Source organism: Brevibacillus centrosporus, assembly GCF_003710815.1.
Taxonomy (GTDB): Bacteria; Bacillota; Bacilli; order Brevibacillales; family Brevibacillaceae; genus Brevibacillus; species Brevibacillus centrosporus.
In genome coordinates, this window is the sequence record NZ_RHHP01000002.1 from 72,710 (window position 1) to 87,836 (window position 15,127).

Consider the following 15,127-nt stretch of genomic DNA (forward strand, 5'->3'; position numbering starts at 1 on the left):
AAATTCCTCCTAAACGGTGGCTGTTTCCACCAACTGATGAAACGTTCGAATCAAATCCTCTGAAGAAGAGAGCAGCAGCTCAGTTGCCAGCTCCGCTTCTTCCTTCCAAGCCTGATAAAGCAAAGAGCTTTCCAGCGGTCGTTTTTCTCCCGGGTTTTGCAGTCTGTACTGATCTGGCTCTTCTGCCAAGAGGCCGAGCTCCATAAAAATGGCGATCATACCGTCCAGCAAGCTGCGCTTCCACTTCAGTCTTTTCGCCAGGGCATCCAGATGAATCTGAGGGACGACAGGCACTTGGACCAAAAACTGGTACAGCTGTTTAAAATGCTCCCTACCCGGGCAGGAAAGCCTTTCCATTCCAAGATCAGGATCACCGAACAAGCAGTAAATGCGCTCCGCCTGTCTCACCTGAGCCAATATGGCGGTGAGCTCGGAACGTCGTTTTGGCAAATCGTAAAGGATGACAGTTTGCAGGGCCGGGAATGGGTCCTTCATGTCTGCTGCACCTACATATAACACGGAATTCGATTGCTCCGGTAATGCTTTTGCCGTGAAGCTCGCATAGCTTTCTTCTCGAAAGACAACGGTCCAGGAAGCAGGTTCCTCCACCAGCTGGAGCCATTTTTCCCACTTGTCCCGGCTTCCCCGCCAATCGAATAATTGCTGATGGGGTACGGACATGTCTCGTATGGTCAGCTGCGGCTTGCGATTCCCATTCCATTCGTTAACAGAGAGCTCACCTAGCACGCGGAATTTCGCTTTTGGCGTTACCTTTTTTGTTACATGCGCCCAGTTGAAGCCGATCGCATCCACCGTCGTTCCCTGCTTTTGCAAGGAGCATTTCAGATGATTGTCATCGCGGCCAATCGTCCGCATGCCCACGCTCTCCACGTCCTCTAGCATAACGAGTGGCGTTGGGTTCCCCATTCCGTACGGTGCTAGCTGTTCCAGCTGCTCTGCCGCGTCGAGACTGACTTCCTGTATGTCCATGGCTACATCCACCTTGGTCAGCGGAGTAAAGTCATCGGCCGTCAGCCACTCCTTTGCCAGCTCATTTAAGCGCTGGCGCAAAGGGTCGAGATTCTCCGTAGGCAACGTCATGCCTGCTGCCATCGTGTGGCCCCCGTAATGTGGAAGCCACTCTTTGCATTCGGTCAGTGCCTCGTACAGATCAAAGCCAGCGATGCTGCGGGCAGAGCCTTTTGCCGTGCCTTTGACCGGATCAATTCCTAAAACAATCGTCGGACGGTAAAACTGTTCAACCAACCGCGATGCGACAATCCCGACGACACCGACATTCCAGCCTTCTTTTGCCACGACGAGAACACGATGCTCATCGGGCGGGTAATTCTCGCGGACCATCTGGATGGCTTCCTCTGTCATCGTCTGAACCAGTTCCTGACGCTCTCGGTTGAGATCATCCAATGCCTGCGCACACTGTTCTGCCTCGTCCAGATCCTCGGTAGTCAAGAGCTTCACAGCAGATTCTGCGGTCTCCAAGCGCCCACTCGCATTTAATCGCGGTCCCAGAGCGAATCCTACATGCCCTGCTGACAGCTCACTGTCTGCAAGCCCGCATACGCGGATCAATGCCTGAAGTCCGACATTGCGCGTCTGGTTCAGCCTCTTCAGACCGGCTCGCGCCAAAATGCGGTTCTCATCAACCAGCGGAACGAGGTCTGCAATCGTTCCTACTGCCGCTAGATCCGCCAAGTGAAGCGGAGCCTCTCCGAGCAGGGCATGACCCAGCTTGAAAGCTACGCCAACACCTGCGAGCATATCAAATGGATAGGAGCAGCTCGGCTTTTTCGGATTAATCACAGCAAATGCCTCCGGAATCACAGCCGGAGGTTCATGGTGGTCGGTTACAATGATCTCAAGACCCAGCTGGTTGGCGTATTCCACCTGCTCTACCGCACTGATCCCGGTATCGACTGTCACGACCAGCTTGTAACCCTTCTCGTGCAAGTGAGCCAACGCGTCTTTATGTAACCCATATCCTTCCGTAAAACGGTTAGGGATGTAGTAATCAAAAACCGCGCCCATTTGGCGCAACAGATGTACCATGAACGATGTCGAGCTTACACCATCCGCATCGTAATCTCCGTAAATACAGATCGGTTCCTTCTTCTCGATGGCTTGCCGGATTCGGTGCACACTCTGTTCCATACCGTCCAGCAGGAACGGATCGTAAAACAGCTCCGGGCCAGCCTGCAGAAAATCACGAGCCTTCTGTGGTGAGTCAATGCCGCGAATCACCAGCAGCTTGGAAACGAGCGGGGTCAATCCGCACTCGACAGCAAGTGCTGCCGCCAATTGCTCGTCGTAAGCAGCCAGTTGCCAGCGTGTTTTCGCTTTCAACAATGAGCACACCTCCAATCCTCATTCATTATAGAGGATGGAGCAGGAGACTGACAACTGCGTAAAAAGCCATCCGCAGTAGCTGTTTCATGGAAAAGGAGCATCAGTATTCTACGTTTGTCTATCCGAGCCTGCATCAAAGGGATTGATGTGGACAAATACGTCACGCACCTGTGAAAACTTTTCCAGCAGCGCATGCTTGACCTGCTTGCCTATACGATGGCCTTCTTCCACCGTCATATGCGGATCTACCCCAATCTTCACATCAATAATGAGATAATGGCCGTGTTCCCTGGCTCGCAGCGAATCGACTCGCAAAACACCCTTCACGCCCTCTATGCACTCGCGAAAAGGCAATGCATCATCCTCGTGAAGCACATGGTCCAGAGTACTGTGAATGGATTCCATCAAGATATTGTACGACATTTTCAGGACAAGAGCGGAGACGAAAATGCCAGCGGCCGGATCCAGGTACAGCATCCACGAAACGCCTGCCCGATCCCCTAATATGGCTCCCCCAATCCCTACGAGCGCCGCAAAAGACGAATACACATCCGAGCGATGCTCCCACGCATTCGCGATCAAAGATTGGCTGTTCAGCTTTTTACCGAGGTTGTACTTGTAACGAAACATCCACTCTTTGACGATCATGGAACCGATCGCAGCCCATACAGCCAAAAAACCAGGAGCTTCTACTTGGGCAAAGAACGACTTGATGGACGACATCCCAATCTCAAATCCGACGATGGCCAGCAGCACTGACACGATGATCGCAGAGACAGACTCTGCCTTCCCGTGTCCATAGGGATGATCTTCATCCGGAGGACGTTCCGCTGCACGCAAGCCAATCAAGACAGCCACCGATCCAACCACATCTGAAGCCGAATGAACAGAATCCGCAATGAGCGCTTGTGACTTGGCAGCGAGTCCAATGACGAGCTTTACGGCTGCCAATGCGAGATTCCCCACGATCCCGACCCACGCCCCAAACTGCGCTTTTGCCAATCGATCATCCACGATCGTGATGCCCCCTTTGTCGATAACCCTTATGAGAGTAGAAAACCGCGGGGAGATCCCCCGCGGCACTTCGGTTACGCTGATGGGAAAGCTGTTCTCTTACGAGTTTGCTTTCTTCTTTAGCATATTCCGTTCTTTTAAGTTTACCCAAATTTGCGCTGCAATAAAGATAGAAGAATAGGTACCGCTCACCAGACCGAACAACAGAGCCAGGGAGAAGTTGCGAATGCTTTCGCTCCCCAATACGGCAATAGCCAAAACGGTAAAGAACACAGTCGCTACCGTGTAAACGGAACGACGCATGGTTTGCCAGAGGGATACGTTGACCAAATGCTCCAGATCTTCGACGCTTTTAGATTTCATGGTTCTCAGATTTTCCCGAATCCGGTCAAAAATAACGATTTTATCGTTAATTGAGTAACCCAGAATGGTCAGCAATGCTGCGATAAAGGTCAAGTCGACCTCAAGTCCCAATACCGAGAAGATGGCAATCGGAATGAACACGTCATGCAAAAGACCCGCGACTGTCGCCACCCCGAAAAGCCATTGGAAACGAATGGCAACGTAGATAACAATCCCGACAGCAGCGATTGCAACCGCAATAGCTGCCTTTTTCACCATTTCCCTCGCGATACTCGGGTCAACTGTGGACACCTGTTTGTTCACTTGGTCTCCATACTTTGCTTTCAACGCTTGCTCAACCGTACTCATCGTATCGGAGGAAACCGTTTGATCAAAGCGAGTGAAAGCTTGATACGTACCATAAGTCGTTACCGGGGAGAAAGTCACATTCGGGATTTTCTCCTTGATAACTGCCTCTACATCAGCCGGCTTGAACTCTTTCCCGATGTACAGGTCAAGACGAGTACCTGCCTTGAAATCCACGCCCAAGTGAAGTCCTTGGATCAAGATGAATAACAAGCCTAAAATGATAATCGCGGAAGATCCGATAAAAAACTTCCGTCGGTTTTTTACGATGTCAAATCGGACAACCGTGTCTTGATTATTAAAGCTCACCGATCTCACTCTCCTTTACTCCGAACCAGAACGGCTTTTTAAACATGTTGGAGCGGACTACCAGCCAGAGGAGGAATCGAGACCCGAACACGTTGGTGATGATACTCACAACAATCGTCATGGCAAGGACAACCGCGAAGCCTTGGATGGAGCTTGTCCCGAAGTAGAAAAGTACCCCAGTTGCAATCAAGGTCGTGATATGCGCGTCCAAAATCGTGATCAAGGAACGGCGCTCACCGGCACGGAAAGCCGACAGGATTGTTTTGCCAGAACGGATTTCTTCTTGAATACGCTCGTACGTAATGATGTTCGCGTCCACAGCGATACCGATCGAGAGAATGAAACCAGCGATACCTGGCAGCGTCAGTGTAGCATCCATCCAGTCCAGAACAACCAGACAGAAGTACGTGAAGCCCGCCAAAGTAATGTTTGCGATCATACCTGGCATACGGTACACGAGCACCATAAACAGGAAAATCAAAGCGGCACCGATATAACCGGCATAAATCGTTTTTTGCAGAGCAAGAGCACCCAAGGAAGCTCCCACAGAGGTTACCTGCTTCTCAACCAGCTTGGCAGGCATCGCCCCGGAGTTCAGCAGGTCAGCCAGCTCTTGTGCGGATTCCTGTGTGTAGTCCCCAGTGATTTGTGCACTGCCACCCGTGATGACCGACTGAATGGTCGGGTTGGTTTGCAGGTTTTCATCCAGGAAGATCGCCATGCGTTTATGCAGATTTGCGCGCGTAACATCTTCCAGTTTTTTCGAATCAGAGAATTTCACTGTTACCAATGGGCGTTTCAAATCATCGTAGCCGACAGCCGCACCATTTGGAGCCAAGTCGCTACCGCGGAGAATGACTTTACCCGATTCGTCACGGAAAGTCAGAACTGCAGGTTTACCGATCAGCTCGCGAAGCTTGTCCTGGTCGGCGGATTGTGAAGCGATCTTCACACGGATACGGTTCGGCAATTCTGTATCGATAACAGGCTCCACCACGCCGCCAATGTTAATCCGTTTCTCAATCATGTGTGCGGTTGATTTGAGCAATTCAATATCAACCTGGTGTCCAGCTTCTAGCGGCTCTACTTCATACAGAATTTCAAAACCGCCTTGAAGGTCCAGACCGAGTGTGATCTTGCCTGCCACCTGCGTGGTCGTCGTTGCTACCAATGTACCTAGCAAGGCTACAACAACCAGGAACAGGAGGAATCTTCCCCATTTTATCATCGCAGTAATACCCCTCTTTCGTAACAGGGTCCCGTCCCTTGACGAGAAACCAGTATGCCCATTATAGCGAAGTATGAAAAAACGTGTCAATTATTGCTGGAAAAGCGAACCATGGTAACCAACCCCTTGCCGTTGCATGCACATTTGTGTTCATACGAATGTGCGACAAAGAAGTTTCATTATGAGTTTTTATACATTTGAATCATGAGGTAATTCATGTACTTATTGGGTTTTAGGGACAGAACATCGTTGACTAGGCGATGCATCGGCGGGATCTCCTTGTACGGATGGCTGACGCATTCCCATATGTCTTTTGCTGTCACATTTTCATAGCCAAGAAAGGAAAATTCTTCAGCTTTACTCTGGCAAATCTCTGAAACCTGCCGAAACCAACCATCTTTTTCCGCTTGGTCCATCTTTTGTTTCCCTCCCCAAAGTAGTCATGCCGACTGTGGCACGTCCATATTCTTTAATAAGTGAATTTCCTTTGCAAAGGAGCCCTCCATGAGACAGTCATTCTTTTACGGGACGGTTATCCTCATCATCGCTGGCGGCATCACGAAAGTATTTGGCTTTGCTCACCGAATCGTTCTCTCCCGCATCATTGGTGCAGAAGGAATGGGGCTCTATCAAATGGTCGTGCCCCTCTTGTACTTTCTGATCACATTGACCACATTTGGGCTGCCTGTTGCAATCGCCAAGCAAGTTGCAGAAACCGAGGCGGCCAACAACCCCCGACTGACGCGCCGCTTTCTCCTCCTGGCGTTGTCCGTCGCAGGTGGCATCAGTCTCGTCATCTGCTCCGTTTTGCTGCTATTTTCCACGTGGATCGCGAGCGGCTTGTTTGCCGACCCTCGGGCTCACATCGTGATGCTGGCCGCCATCCCAGTGATCCCTATCTCCAGCATTTCCCTGGTCCTTCGCGGGTACTTCCAAGGCAAACAGAACATGATACCTACCGCGGTTTCACAGCTGATCGAGCAGTTCGTTCGAATGGCGCTCGTCGTTGTGATGACCATCTCCTTTATGTCGCATGGCGTCGAGTATGCAACAGCAGGAGCGGTAGCCAGTATCATTTTCGGGGAAGCAGCTGGCCTCCTTTACATCCTGTGGCAGTATCGAAAAGGCAGCAAGAAGACGGCTGCGCTGCTCCTGAGAAAGCCTTTCCTACAAGGAGTCTCCGCACACAGTGCAAGCCTGCGCCAACTGATTCATGTCGCGCTTCCTGTAACGATGAGCCGCATTATTGGCTCGATTGCCTACGTCCTAGAGCCAATGCTTGTACCTCTTGCTCTGGTCATGGCCGGTTTTACGACTGCAAATGCCACCGGACTGTACGGGCAGTTTGCAGGAATGGCCGTACCACTCTTGACGTTCCCGACTTTTCTTACGTATTCCTTATCCGTTTCCCTCGTTCCTGCCGTTGCGGAAGCCGCCTTTCAAAATAATGCTCCCCTCGTGCATCGACGCATCTATCAATCAATGCGGATTTCACTCGTGATAGGAGCACCGTGCACGGTATTGCTGACCGTTTTTGCGGAGCCGCTTTGCGGCCTGATTTACGGTGAACAGTTTCATGAAGTCGGATATTTGCTAAAACAGATGGCGCCTTTTTCTGTCTTCCTCTTTTTTCAAGCACCGCTGGCAGCCGCTCTGCAAGGCCTTGATTACGCCCAGGTCGTCTTTCGCAACACTCTGATCGGCGCCATCGTCAAAACCGCTGCCATGTTTCTCTTTACCGCCCAGCCGAGCTTTGGAATTTATGGCACGGTCATCGCGCTGAACATCGGGATCACCCTCGTGACCCTTCTCCACTTTGCGAGTCTGATCAAAAAAATTGGATTTACGATCGATGTCAAAGAGTTCGGAAAAATCGGTGCAGCCATGCTCGCCATGGGTTACTCCGGATCTTACATGGCGAAGCACTGGTTTACGGATGTTACGGTAGGACAGCTTCTGCTTGCCTGCACAATGGCAAGCACGGTGCTCTACGTCGTGCTCCTCGTTGCGATGAGAGTTCTGGGAAAACAAGACGTTCGCCGAATCCCCTGGATTGGCGAGCAGCTGTCCATCTTTTTCCCCCGCCGCTAGAGCTAATGCAGCGGCGGTTTGTCTTTTTTGTCGAGATAGATGATCCCATGTTCATCGATACTGCAGAAAGATACGTCCCGGATATCCCGAATGCCGTACTTTCGTATCTCTCGTTTGAGCCACAGCTCGTTTTGTCCGATTTTGTTCAGAGCTTCCGTGCGAATCCGTCCGTCCAGGATCAAGGGAATGGGTAGTCCTTTATAAGATACGGGTCCAACCGGTTCCCGTTCAAATAGCCCTAGATCCTCACGGGTGACAGGATCTTTGCGCTCTTTAAAAAAAACGCTCATTTGGCCGGTTGGCTCCAGCAAGGCAAATTCGACGTCTGCAATGTTTTTGACGTTTTTTTGGCGCAGATGGACCATGAGATCGTCCATGTTCAGCCGATTACGCTTCATCGCTGCTTCCCGAATTTCCCCATTCTCGATGATGAGATCCGCCGATCCGTCTACCACATCCCGGACTTTTTTGCTTTTCAGCGAGATGTACGCCATGAGAAACTCCAGAAGTCCAATCAGCAGCATCGGTATGTAGAACAGTATCGCTGGCTTCTCGATTTCCTCGATAGCCAGAACTGCCATTTCCGCTAGCATAATGGAAATGACAACATCAAATACAGACAGCTTCCCCAGCTCCCTTTTCCCCATCACGCGCAGCATCAACAGGAGAAAAAAGTACGAAAACAGGGTGCGTAGTAACGCTGTTGTCATGTCTTCCATGCGAAACGCCCCCCACAGAACATTTGATACTATTCTTTAGCAGGGGGCGCACAACTATTACCGCCAATTACAGCCACTTGCGCTTGCGGAAAATATGGAGCATGGCAAAGGTCATCCCTAGCATGATGACCAGGGCAACGACTAACATGTAAGGCTCTGCTTCTTCACCCAGCCAGGCGAACGTATTCATCCCGAACAAGCCGGTAATAAACGTCAGCGGGAGGATAATCGTGGAGATAATGGTGAGGACGCGCATCGTCTCCGTTGTCTTTGCGCTAATGATGGTGTAATACGTGTCAAGTGCACCGTTCACCAAATCCCGGAAGGTCTCCGTCGAATCGGAAATCCTCTCCAAGTGGTCTGTCAGGTCACTGTAGAACGGAACGTTTTCCTCGGATATGTCGAAGGAATAGCGGCCATTTACGTTTGCGAAGATCCTTTTTTGCGGCATAATCACGCGACGAATCAAAATAATCGTTCGCTTCAATGCCAGGAACTCTTCCGTAATTTCCTCCATTTGGTGCTCATAAATCTCGTCCTCCAGCTCGTCAATCCGCACACTGATTCGGTCAATGATCGGAAAGTATTCATCCGTGATGCCGTCTACAATGGCATAGAGCAGATAATCCGGGCCCCGATTCAAGTACGAGATGTTGCGGTGACACATCGCTGCGATCCTTCCGATGGTGTTCATCGGGGATTTGTGGATGGTCACGATGTAGTTCGGACCGAGAAACACGTTCAGTTCTACCGTAGTAATTTCATCGTCGCTCTCCTCGTTGTAACGCAGGGCGTGGAAGACGAAGAAGTAGTAGTCGTCGTATTTGTCTACCTTGGCACGCGGACTGACGTGCAGACAGTCCTCAATTGCCAGCGGGTGGAAGTCGAATATCTTGGCAATATAGGGAAGTTCGTTATTTCCCACATCATACAGATCGATCCAGAGCAGATCCTCCGGTGACTTCAGCCATTGATCTTTGGTGGCCAGATCTACATCATGGAACATCTTCTGTTCTGAGTGGTTGTAAAAGTACGTTTTAATCATTCTTCTTCACCCCCGTCTCATTCCCCATCCATCATACGAAAATTCCTTTCAATGTTCAACGCGAAGATGAATACGTAAGCCAAGCTTCTCATATAGATGGTACAAACAGTTGACCAGTGAGGGGGTAATACCGTGCGGAGTGCTTCCACCTCTGTACTAACAGGTCTTTTGTATACGCTCGGTCTCGTCTTGATCGGAGCGCTGCTCGCTACCTTTCTCCTTAGCTTCACCAATGTACGCGAAAGCTCACTCCCCTACTTTACGTACTTCATCAATGCGATCGGACTTCTGATCGGCGGCTACGTCACCGGGCGTCGCTGCGGGGGAAAAGGCTGGTACTACGGCGGATTGACTGGACTCACTTATTTCATCGTCGTTCTGCTCATCGGCTTCCTCGGCTTTGATGCACCCATGCAATGGGGAACCATTCTTTATTTGGCTGCTGCCTTTGTCCTTGCGGGGCTCGGCGGTATTCTGGGGGTAAACTCCATCAACTCCGGCCATAAGCCCAAAGGAATCAAGACAAGACGCTGATCCTCTCTTCCTTCTCAACAGATGCAAAAAAGCAGGCGGGCTACCCCACCTGCTTTTTTCATTCTTATTTTGCTTCTTCTGTTGCTTCTTCCGCTTTCGCAGGCTCAGCTTTCGCTGGTTCTGTTTTTGCAGGAGCAGCTGCACTTGCAGACGTCACGCTGTTGATTGCACCACGGTCAAACGTGATGTTTACATTGTGAGCTACACGAAGGGTAACGGTGTCATCTGACAGCTCTTGAATCGTTCCGTGCATACCGCCGATCGTAACGATCTTGTCGCCTTTTTTGACAGCAGCCAGCATGGCATTACGCTGTTTGGCTTTCTTTTGCTGAGGACGAATCAGCAAGAAGTAGAAAATCGCGAACATGATGATAATCGGTAAAAAATTAGTTAAGCCATCCATGTAAATCCCCCTCGATTAAAAAGATCTATCTTCACCCAATCCATATTGAGCGAAAAACTGGTCGCGGAAATCTTGCAAACGGTCTTCGGCAATTGCTTGGCGTACATTTTCCATCAGCTTCACGAGGAAGTGCAGATTATGATACGTGGTCAAGCGTATGCCAAAGGTTTCCTCCGACTTGACCAGATGTCGGATGTAAGCACGGGTGTAATTCTTGCAGGTATAGCAATCACAGTTTGGATCAAGCGGAGTGAAATCGCGCGCGTACTTCGCATTGCGAATCACCAAACGTCCTTGGCTCGTCATGCATGTCCCATTTCGGGCAATACGTGTCGGCAACACGCAGTCAAACATGTCGATGCCGCGAATCGCACCGTCAATCAATGCATCTGGCGACCCCACTCCCATCAAGTAGCGAGGTTTGCCCGTCGGCAGCAACGGAACTGTGCTTTCCAGTACCTCGTACATCAAAGAGAAGGGCTCTCCTACACTCAATCCACCGATCGCATAACCTGGGAAATCCATGGAAACGAGATCACGTGCGCTTTGGGCGCGCAAATCGTGGTACATCCCGCCTTGAACAATACCGAATAAGGCCTGCTCATTTGGACGGGTATGTGCTTTCAAGCAACGCTCTGCCCAGCGAGTCGTACGCTCCATCGATTTCTGAACGTAATCGTACTCTGCAGGATACGGTGCGCATTCATCAAACGCCATAAAAATATCGGCACCTAATGCATTTTGAATGTGAGTAGCTTCTTCCGGACCGATAAACAGCTTTTCCCCATTGAGATGGGACCGAAAAGAAACACCCTCTTCTGTTATTTTGCGCAAATTGCTCAAACTAAAGACCTGGAATCCCCCAGAATCTGTGAGGATAGCACGATCCCAGTTCATGAATCCATGCAGTCCTCCAGCCTCTCGGACAATTTCGTGTCCAGGACGTAGAAACAGATGATACGTATTGCTGAGAATAATCCCTGCTCCCATGGCTTTGAGTTCTTCTGGGCTCATCGTTTTTACCGTTGCCTGGGTGCCGACTGGCATAAAGACAGGGGTGTCAATCGTCCCATGTGGCGTATGCAGTTTGCCGAGACGTGCACCGGTTTGCTTGCATGTTTTGATCAATTCGTAGCGTACAGCCAACTCTTTGCACTCCTCAAGCTATGTATGTAAGTCTTTCCTATTATAAAAAAATCTCACAATGAAGTAAACCCACATAACCCGCCGGATATATAATCAATTACGAATGTGCTTACTTTGTTACAAAATCAGCATCGCATCCCCGAAGCTGAAGAAGCGGTATTCCTCTTCCACCGCAGTCTTATAAGCTCGCAGGACATTCTCTTTTCCTGCCAAAGCACTCACGAGCATGACCAGTGTCGACTTCGGCAAATGAAAGTTCGTCAGTAACCCATCCAAGATCGAGAACGTATAACCCGGGTAAATAAAAATATCCGTCCACCCCGATGTCGGTGTGAGCTTCCCGCCGTTTGCCTTGCCAACTGTCTCCAGCGTTCGGCATGAGGTCGTTCCTACAGCGATTACTCGTCTTCCCTCTGCTTTGGCACGGTTGACGATCTCTGCTGTCTCTTCTGGGATCTCGTAATACTCGGCATGCATGATGTGCTCTTCGACGGAATCCGCCGAGACCGGCCGAAATGTCCCTAGGCCTACATGCAGAGTGACGTAAGCGAGTTGAACCCCTTTGGCCGCGATTTGCTCCAGATAAGGCTTGGTAAAGTGCAGACCTGCAGTGGGGGCTGCGGCTGAGCCGCGCTCACGAGCGTATACGGTCTGATAGCGCTCCTGATCATCCAGCTGCTCATGAATATAGGGAGGCAGCGGCATCGAGCCCAGCTGATCCAATATCTCGTAAAAGATACCGTCATAGTGGAATCGGATGATGCGTCCTCCTGTCTCCGTTACCTCCTCGCAGGTGCAGCGCAAAAGTCCGTTTCCAAAGACCACCTCAGTCCCTATCTTCATCCGTTTTCCCGGCTTGACGAGTGTCTCCCAGCGATCATCCCCCAGCGACTTCAGCAGGAGGACCTCAATTTTCGCTCCCGTATCGGTTTTTTCGCCGATCAGCCTAGCGGGAAGGACCCGGCTATCGTTCATCACGAGTACATCACCAGGAACCAAATGTTCGATCAGGTCAGTAAAGCGCTGGTGCAGGATATCTCCCGTCTTTTTGTTTAGCACCAGCAAACGGGAAGAAGTACGCTCCTGCAGCGGATGCTGGGCTATCAAATGCTCAGGCAGTTCAAAATCAAATTGTTGTACATCCACGAGTCCTTGCTCCTTTTAAAACAGTTCATGTGCTTCTCGATGCTACTCTTCGATTGTCACATCCTGGTAATAGTGTTGCAAGATCTCCTTGTAGTCATACCCGCTCTGCGCCATCCCTTTTGCTCCGTACTGGGAGACGCCGAGACCGTGACCGTAGCCTGTCCCTTTAAAAAGAAACTTTTGAGTCTTGCTGGCTACACGCCAATCATCTGTTCCGCGATAGATCAAAAATTCGTCGCTGTAGCCATTCGCTGAATCAGCGTAGCCATCCGCACCGACTGCCTGTAGGCTGCGGCCCCCTGCAGGGTACGTCGTGCGTTTGCCGCCCGCTCCTAAAATCGTGTACGTCCCCATTTCCTCCACGTCGAAAAGAGTGCTGCGCAGGGAGCTTGCCCCTTGTGTAAAAATGGAGCGATGCGCGTCTGGTGAGGAGGCTGCAATCCGTGTACCGTCTGCCTCCATCTCCACGACACGTCCGGATGGGCCTCGTTCGGTGACCCGCAAGCTTTCCAGAGAAGCGGAGACGCGCGGTGCATTACTCTTCGTTTGGTTTGCGTTAATCATACCCGCTACCTCTGCAGGAGTATAGGGGCCCCTGGTCCAAGAATACGCATTTTCCTCCGGCGCATCCGTTACGATCGTCACCTCGGCACCCGTCGGCAGGGTGGACAGCACTCGATGATAAGCTGTACTTGGCCCTGAACGCAAATTGGTGCTCGACGTGCTCACGACTGCCTGGCGAAGGCCCATCGCGTTCTTGCCGCCAGTCATTTTCACGAGATCACTGCGAATGTAGCCCAGTGTCCCATCGTTCAAGGATACCTGGTACCAGATGTTTGCCTTTTCCAATGGCTCTGTATCATCACTCATGACCGGTCGCAAATAAGGGACTGGGTTGCCCCATACTTCCGTCCCATCTGCAGTCATCCCGCCCGCGTTGGAATAAAACAAGGATTCAGCAATCTTCCCTTTGTAGTAGATGACTTCCCCTTCTGTCTCATCGACAGCTTCGCGAATATCTTTGGATTCTTTTGTATATCCGTAATAGGCTTGTTCGTACACGGTATCCGAAACATTGGCTACCCCGTATTTATTACCAGCACCTGCGGCTCTCGTACGTGCAAGCACCGCTTGTGCCTTTAACGCCTCGATGGGCCAGCCTGGAGCCATTTCCGATCCGACAACGCCGTACAGATATTCTTCCATGGACACCTCATTGACGAGCGTGAGGTTTCCTTTGTATTCAGAAAGCTCCATTTCCCCGCGATAGGTGCGCTGTTCCCGTTCGACGACGCCAATCACCGTAGTCGAACCCGCTTTTTTCGGCTCCACTGACAATTTTACTTGCGGAGAAAAGACGTACTTCCATATCGTATCATTTTTCGAGCCAAATGCGTCTTGTTTTAGCACAACATAGGACTGCGCTGACGCTTGCTTATACGAAAACCCAGGAACTTCAGCGGAGGCCTTTTTCGCGAGTGCATTCAAAGCATCTTGGCTGACTTCGTCTCCAACCCAAACCGCATAGGCGATTTTACCGTTATCTGCCACGAGAACCGGATAGGCGGAAATCCCGGAGGAAGCGAAGACTTCCTGCCAGCTTTGGGCTTCCTTCAGGCTGCCATAGCGGCCTGCCTCCAGTCTGAGTGGACCTTTCACAGCAGGTTGTTGTCCCGTTGCCTGCGCGATGGTTTTCGCCGCATTCGCAGCAATTTGGTAGGAGCCATACGTGCCGCTTACGACCTGGTACACAGTTTGACCGCCTCGTTTGGCCACCTGGATGCTGCCTTCATATTTGCGCTGGCTCATTTGCTGCGCTACCCGCTGCGCTTGATTCCAGTCACCCGTTTCCGCCACGATCAGATGATATTCATCGACACGAAAGCGAGCGTCTTCTCCTCCCAAGCTTGGGAGCTTTTCTTTCCCTTGTGGGCCTGACAGTGTGACTTCCATTCCTTTTTCTGTCGTTAGAGTGACAGCTGGTACGACGCCACGATAGCCTTGCCCTGTATCTACAAAAAGAGCAACCCGAATGTTCTTCCCTGCTGCGTCAGCGGGCGTGTACCCCCCGAGAAGCACAGCTGACACTAGCCCCGCTGAAAGGACTTTTCCCATCCATTTCTTCCACATGTCGTCCATTGTCCTTCCTTTCCTTAGGTTAGGTTTCGTCGAAAATTGGCATGAACTCCCATGTTTTTCGACAAACCGAGCGGGTTCTCCTTCCCTTTTTCTTAATTTGGGGCCTGGCTGATTCCTCATTTCCTCTAAATCAACGTAAGAAAACCTCTATCGAGGCCTGTTCAAGGAGGAGCGACCGCGTTTTAGCGGAAAGTTTTACCGAAGGAATGCCAGAAGCAGACGCTGAGGCACTTCGTCATGCGCTCCGGAATTCATAAGCCTAACGCTTATAAATTCCTATA

Annotated in this window: 13 protein-coding genes; 2 read left to right on the forward strand and 11 right to left on the reverse strand. The window is 50.9% G+C overall.

What is annotated here, in order from left to right; genetic code table 11:
* Positions 1-9 precede the first annotated feature (9 nt).
* The 5 genes from recJ to EDM55_RS03630 form a co-directional block, all read right to left on the reverse strand.
* The gene (gene recJ, locus EDM55_RS03610; RefSeq protein WP_122959641.1) at positions 10-2,364 is read right to left on the reverse strand and encodes a single-stranded-DNA-specific exonuclease RecJ; all 2,355 of its coding nucleotides are present in this window, start codon (positions 2,362-2,364) and stop codon (positions 10-12) included.
* A gap of 108 nt (positions 2,365-2,472) precedes the next feature.
* Positions 2,473-3,378 (reverse strand): cation diffusion facilitator family transporter, encoded by a 906-nt coding sequence (locus EDM55_RS03615; RefSeq protein WP_174769303.1) that lies wholly within the window; start codon positions 3,376-3,378, stop codon positions 2,473-2,475.
* A 99-nt stretch (positions 3,379-3,477) separates the two neighbouring features.
* Positions 3,478-4,395: a protein translocase subunit SecF gene (gene secF / locus EDM55_RS03620; protein WP_092269455.1), complete on the reverse strand. Its 918-nt coding sequence runs from the start codon at positions 4,393-4,395 to the stop codon at positions 3,478-3,480.
* Complete coding sequence (gene secD / locus EDM55_RS03625; protein WP_092269458.1) at positions 4,385-5,623, reverse strand: protein translocase subunit SecD; 1,239 nt, start codon at positions 5,621-5,623, stop codon at positions 4,385-4,387. Before secD ends, secF begins: the two co-directional genes overlap by 11 nt.
* Positions 5,624-5,802: 179 nt before the next feature.
* Positions 5,803-6,039, reverse strand: coding sequence for a post-transcriptional regulator (locus EDM55_RS03630; protein ID WP_092269461.1), 237 nt, complete (start codon positions 6,037-6,039; stop codon positions 5,803-5,805).
* 88 nt (positions 6,040-6,127) lie between these two features.
* Between EDM55_RS03630 and spoVB the strand changes: the two genes are divergently transcribed.
* Positions 6,128-7,714: a stage V sporulation protein B gene (spoVB, locus tag EDM55_RS03635; protein WP_122959642.1), complete on the forward strand. Its 1,587-nt coding sequence runs from the start codon at positions 6,128-6,130 to the stop codon at positions 7,712-7,714.
* 2 nt (positions 7,715-7,716) lie between these two features.
* Here spoVB and EDM55_RS03640 read toward each other — a convergent pair whose 3' ends face one another.
* The gene (locus tag EDM55_RS03640; protein ID WP_122959643.1) at positions 7,717-8,433 is read right to left on the reverse strand and encodes a DUF421 domain-containing protein; all 717 of its coding nucleotides are present in this window, start codon (positions 8,431-8,433) and stop codon (positions 7,717-7,719) included.
* A gap of 67 nt (positions 8,434-8,500) precedes the next feature.
* Positions 8,501-9,478, reverse strand: coding sequence for a magnesium/cobalt transporter CorA (corA, locus tag EDM55_RS03645; RefSeq protein ID WP_055743137.1), 978 nt, complete (start codon positions 9,476-9,478; stop codon positions 8,501-8,503).
* Between the two features lie 132 nt (positions 9,479-9,610).
* On the opposite strand from corA, the gene EDM55_RS03650 reads away from it, so the two are divergent.
* Positions 9,611-10,012, forward strand: a complete 402-nt coding sequence (locus tag EDM55_RS03650) for a TIGR04086 family membrane protein (RefSeq protein WP_092269472.1) — start codon at positions 9,611-9,613, stop codon at positions 10,010-10,012.
* 64 nt (positions 10,013-10,076) lie between these two features.
* On the opposite strand, the gene yajC is transcribed toward EDM55_RS03650, so the two are convergent.
* From yajC to EDM55_RS03670, 4 genes are all read right to left on the reverse strand, one after another.
* Positions 10,077-10,415, reverse strand: coding sequence for a preprotein translocase subunit YajC (yajC, locus tag EDM55_RS03655; protein ID WP_092269476.1), 339 nt, complete (start codon positions 10,413-10,415; stop codon positions 10,077-10,079).
* Between the two features lie 15 nt (positions 10,416-10,430).
* Entirely contained in the window at positions 10,431-11,561 is a 1,131-nt protein-coding gene (tgt, locus tag EDM55_RS03660; protein ID WP_092269480.1) for a tRNA guanosine(34) transglycosylase Tgt, read from the reverse strand.
* 117 nt (positions 11,562-11,678) lie between these two features.
* On the reverse strand, positions 11,679-12,707 hold the full coding sequence (gene queA, locus EDM55_RS03665) for a tRNA preQ1(34) S-adenosylmethionine ribosyltransferase-isomerase QueA (RefSeq protein ID WP_092269483.1): 1,029 nt from the start codon (positions 12,705-12,707) through the stop codon (positions 11,679-11,681).
* Positions 12,708-12,749: 42 nt separating this feature from the next.
* A complete protein-coding gene (locus tag EDM55_RS03670; protein WP_092269486.1) occupies positions 12,750-14,846 on the reverse strand; it encodes a SpoIID/LytB domain-containing protein in 2,097 nt (698 codons plus the stop codon).
* Between the last annotated feature and the right edge of the window lie 281 nt (positions 14,847-15,127).

Bases quoted from the DNA above. Each gene is read 5' to 3' on its own strand.
- secD (WP_092269458.1), bottom strand. From the start codon at position 5,623: ATGATAAAATGGGGAAGATTCCTCCTGTTCCTGGTTGTTGTAGCCTTG.
- EDM55_RS03630 (WP_092269461.1), bottom strand. From the start codon at position 6,039: ATGGACCAAGCGGAAAAAGATGGTTGGTTTCGGCAGGTTTCAGAGATT.
- spoVB (WP_122959642.1), top strand. From the start codon at position 6,128: ATGAGACAGTCATTCTTTTACGGGACGGTTATCCTCATCATCGCTGGC.
- EDM55_RS03640 (WP_122959643.1), bottom strand. From the start codon at position 8,433: ATGGAAGACATGACAACAGCGTTACTACGCACCCTGTTTTCGTACTTT.
- corA (WP_055743137.1), bottom strand. From the start codon at position 9,478: ATGATTAAAACGTACTTTTACAACCACTCAGAACAGAAGATGTTCCAT.
- yajC (WP_092269476.1), bottom strand. From the start codon at position 10,415: ATGGATGGCTTAACTAATTTTTTACCGATTATCATCATGTTCGCGATT.
- EDM55_RS03670 (WP_092269486.1), bottom strand. From the start codon at position 14,846: ATGGACGACATGTGGAAGAAATGGATGGGAAAAGTCCTTTCAGCGGGG.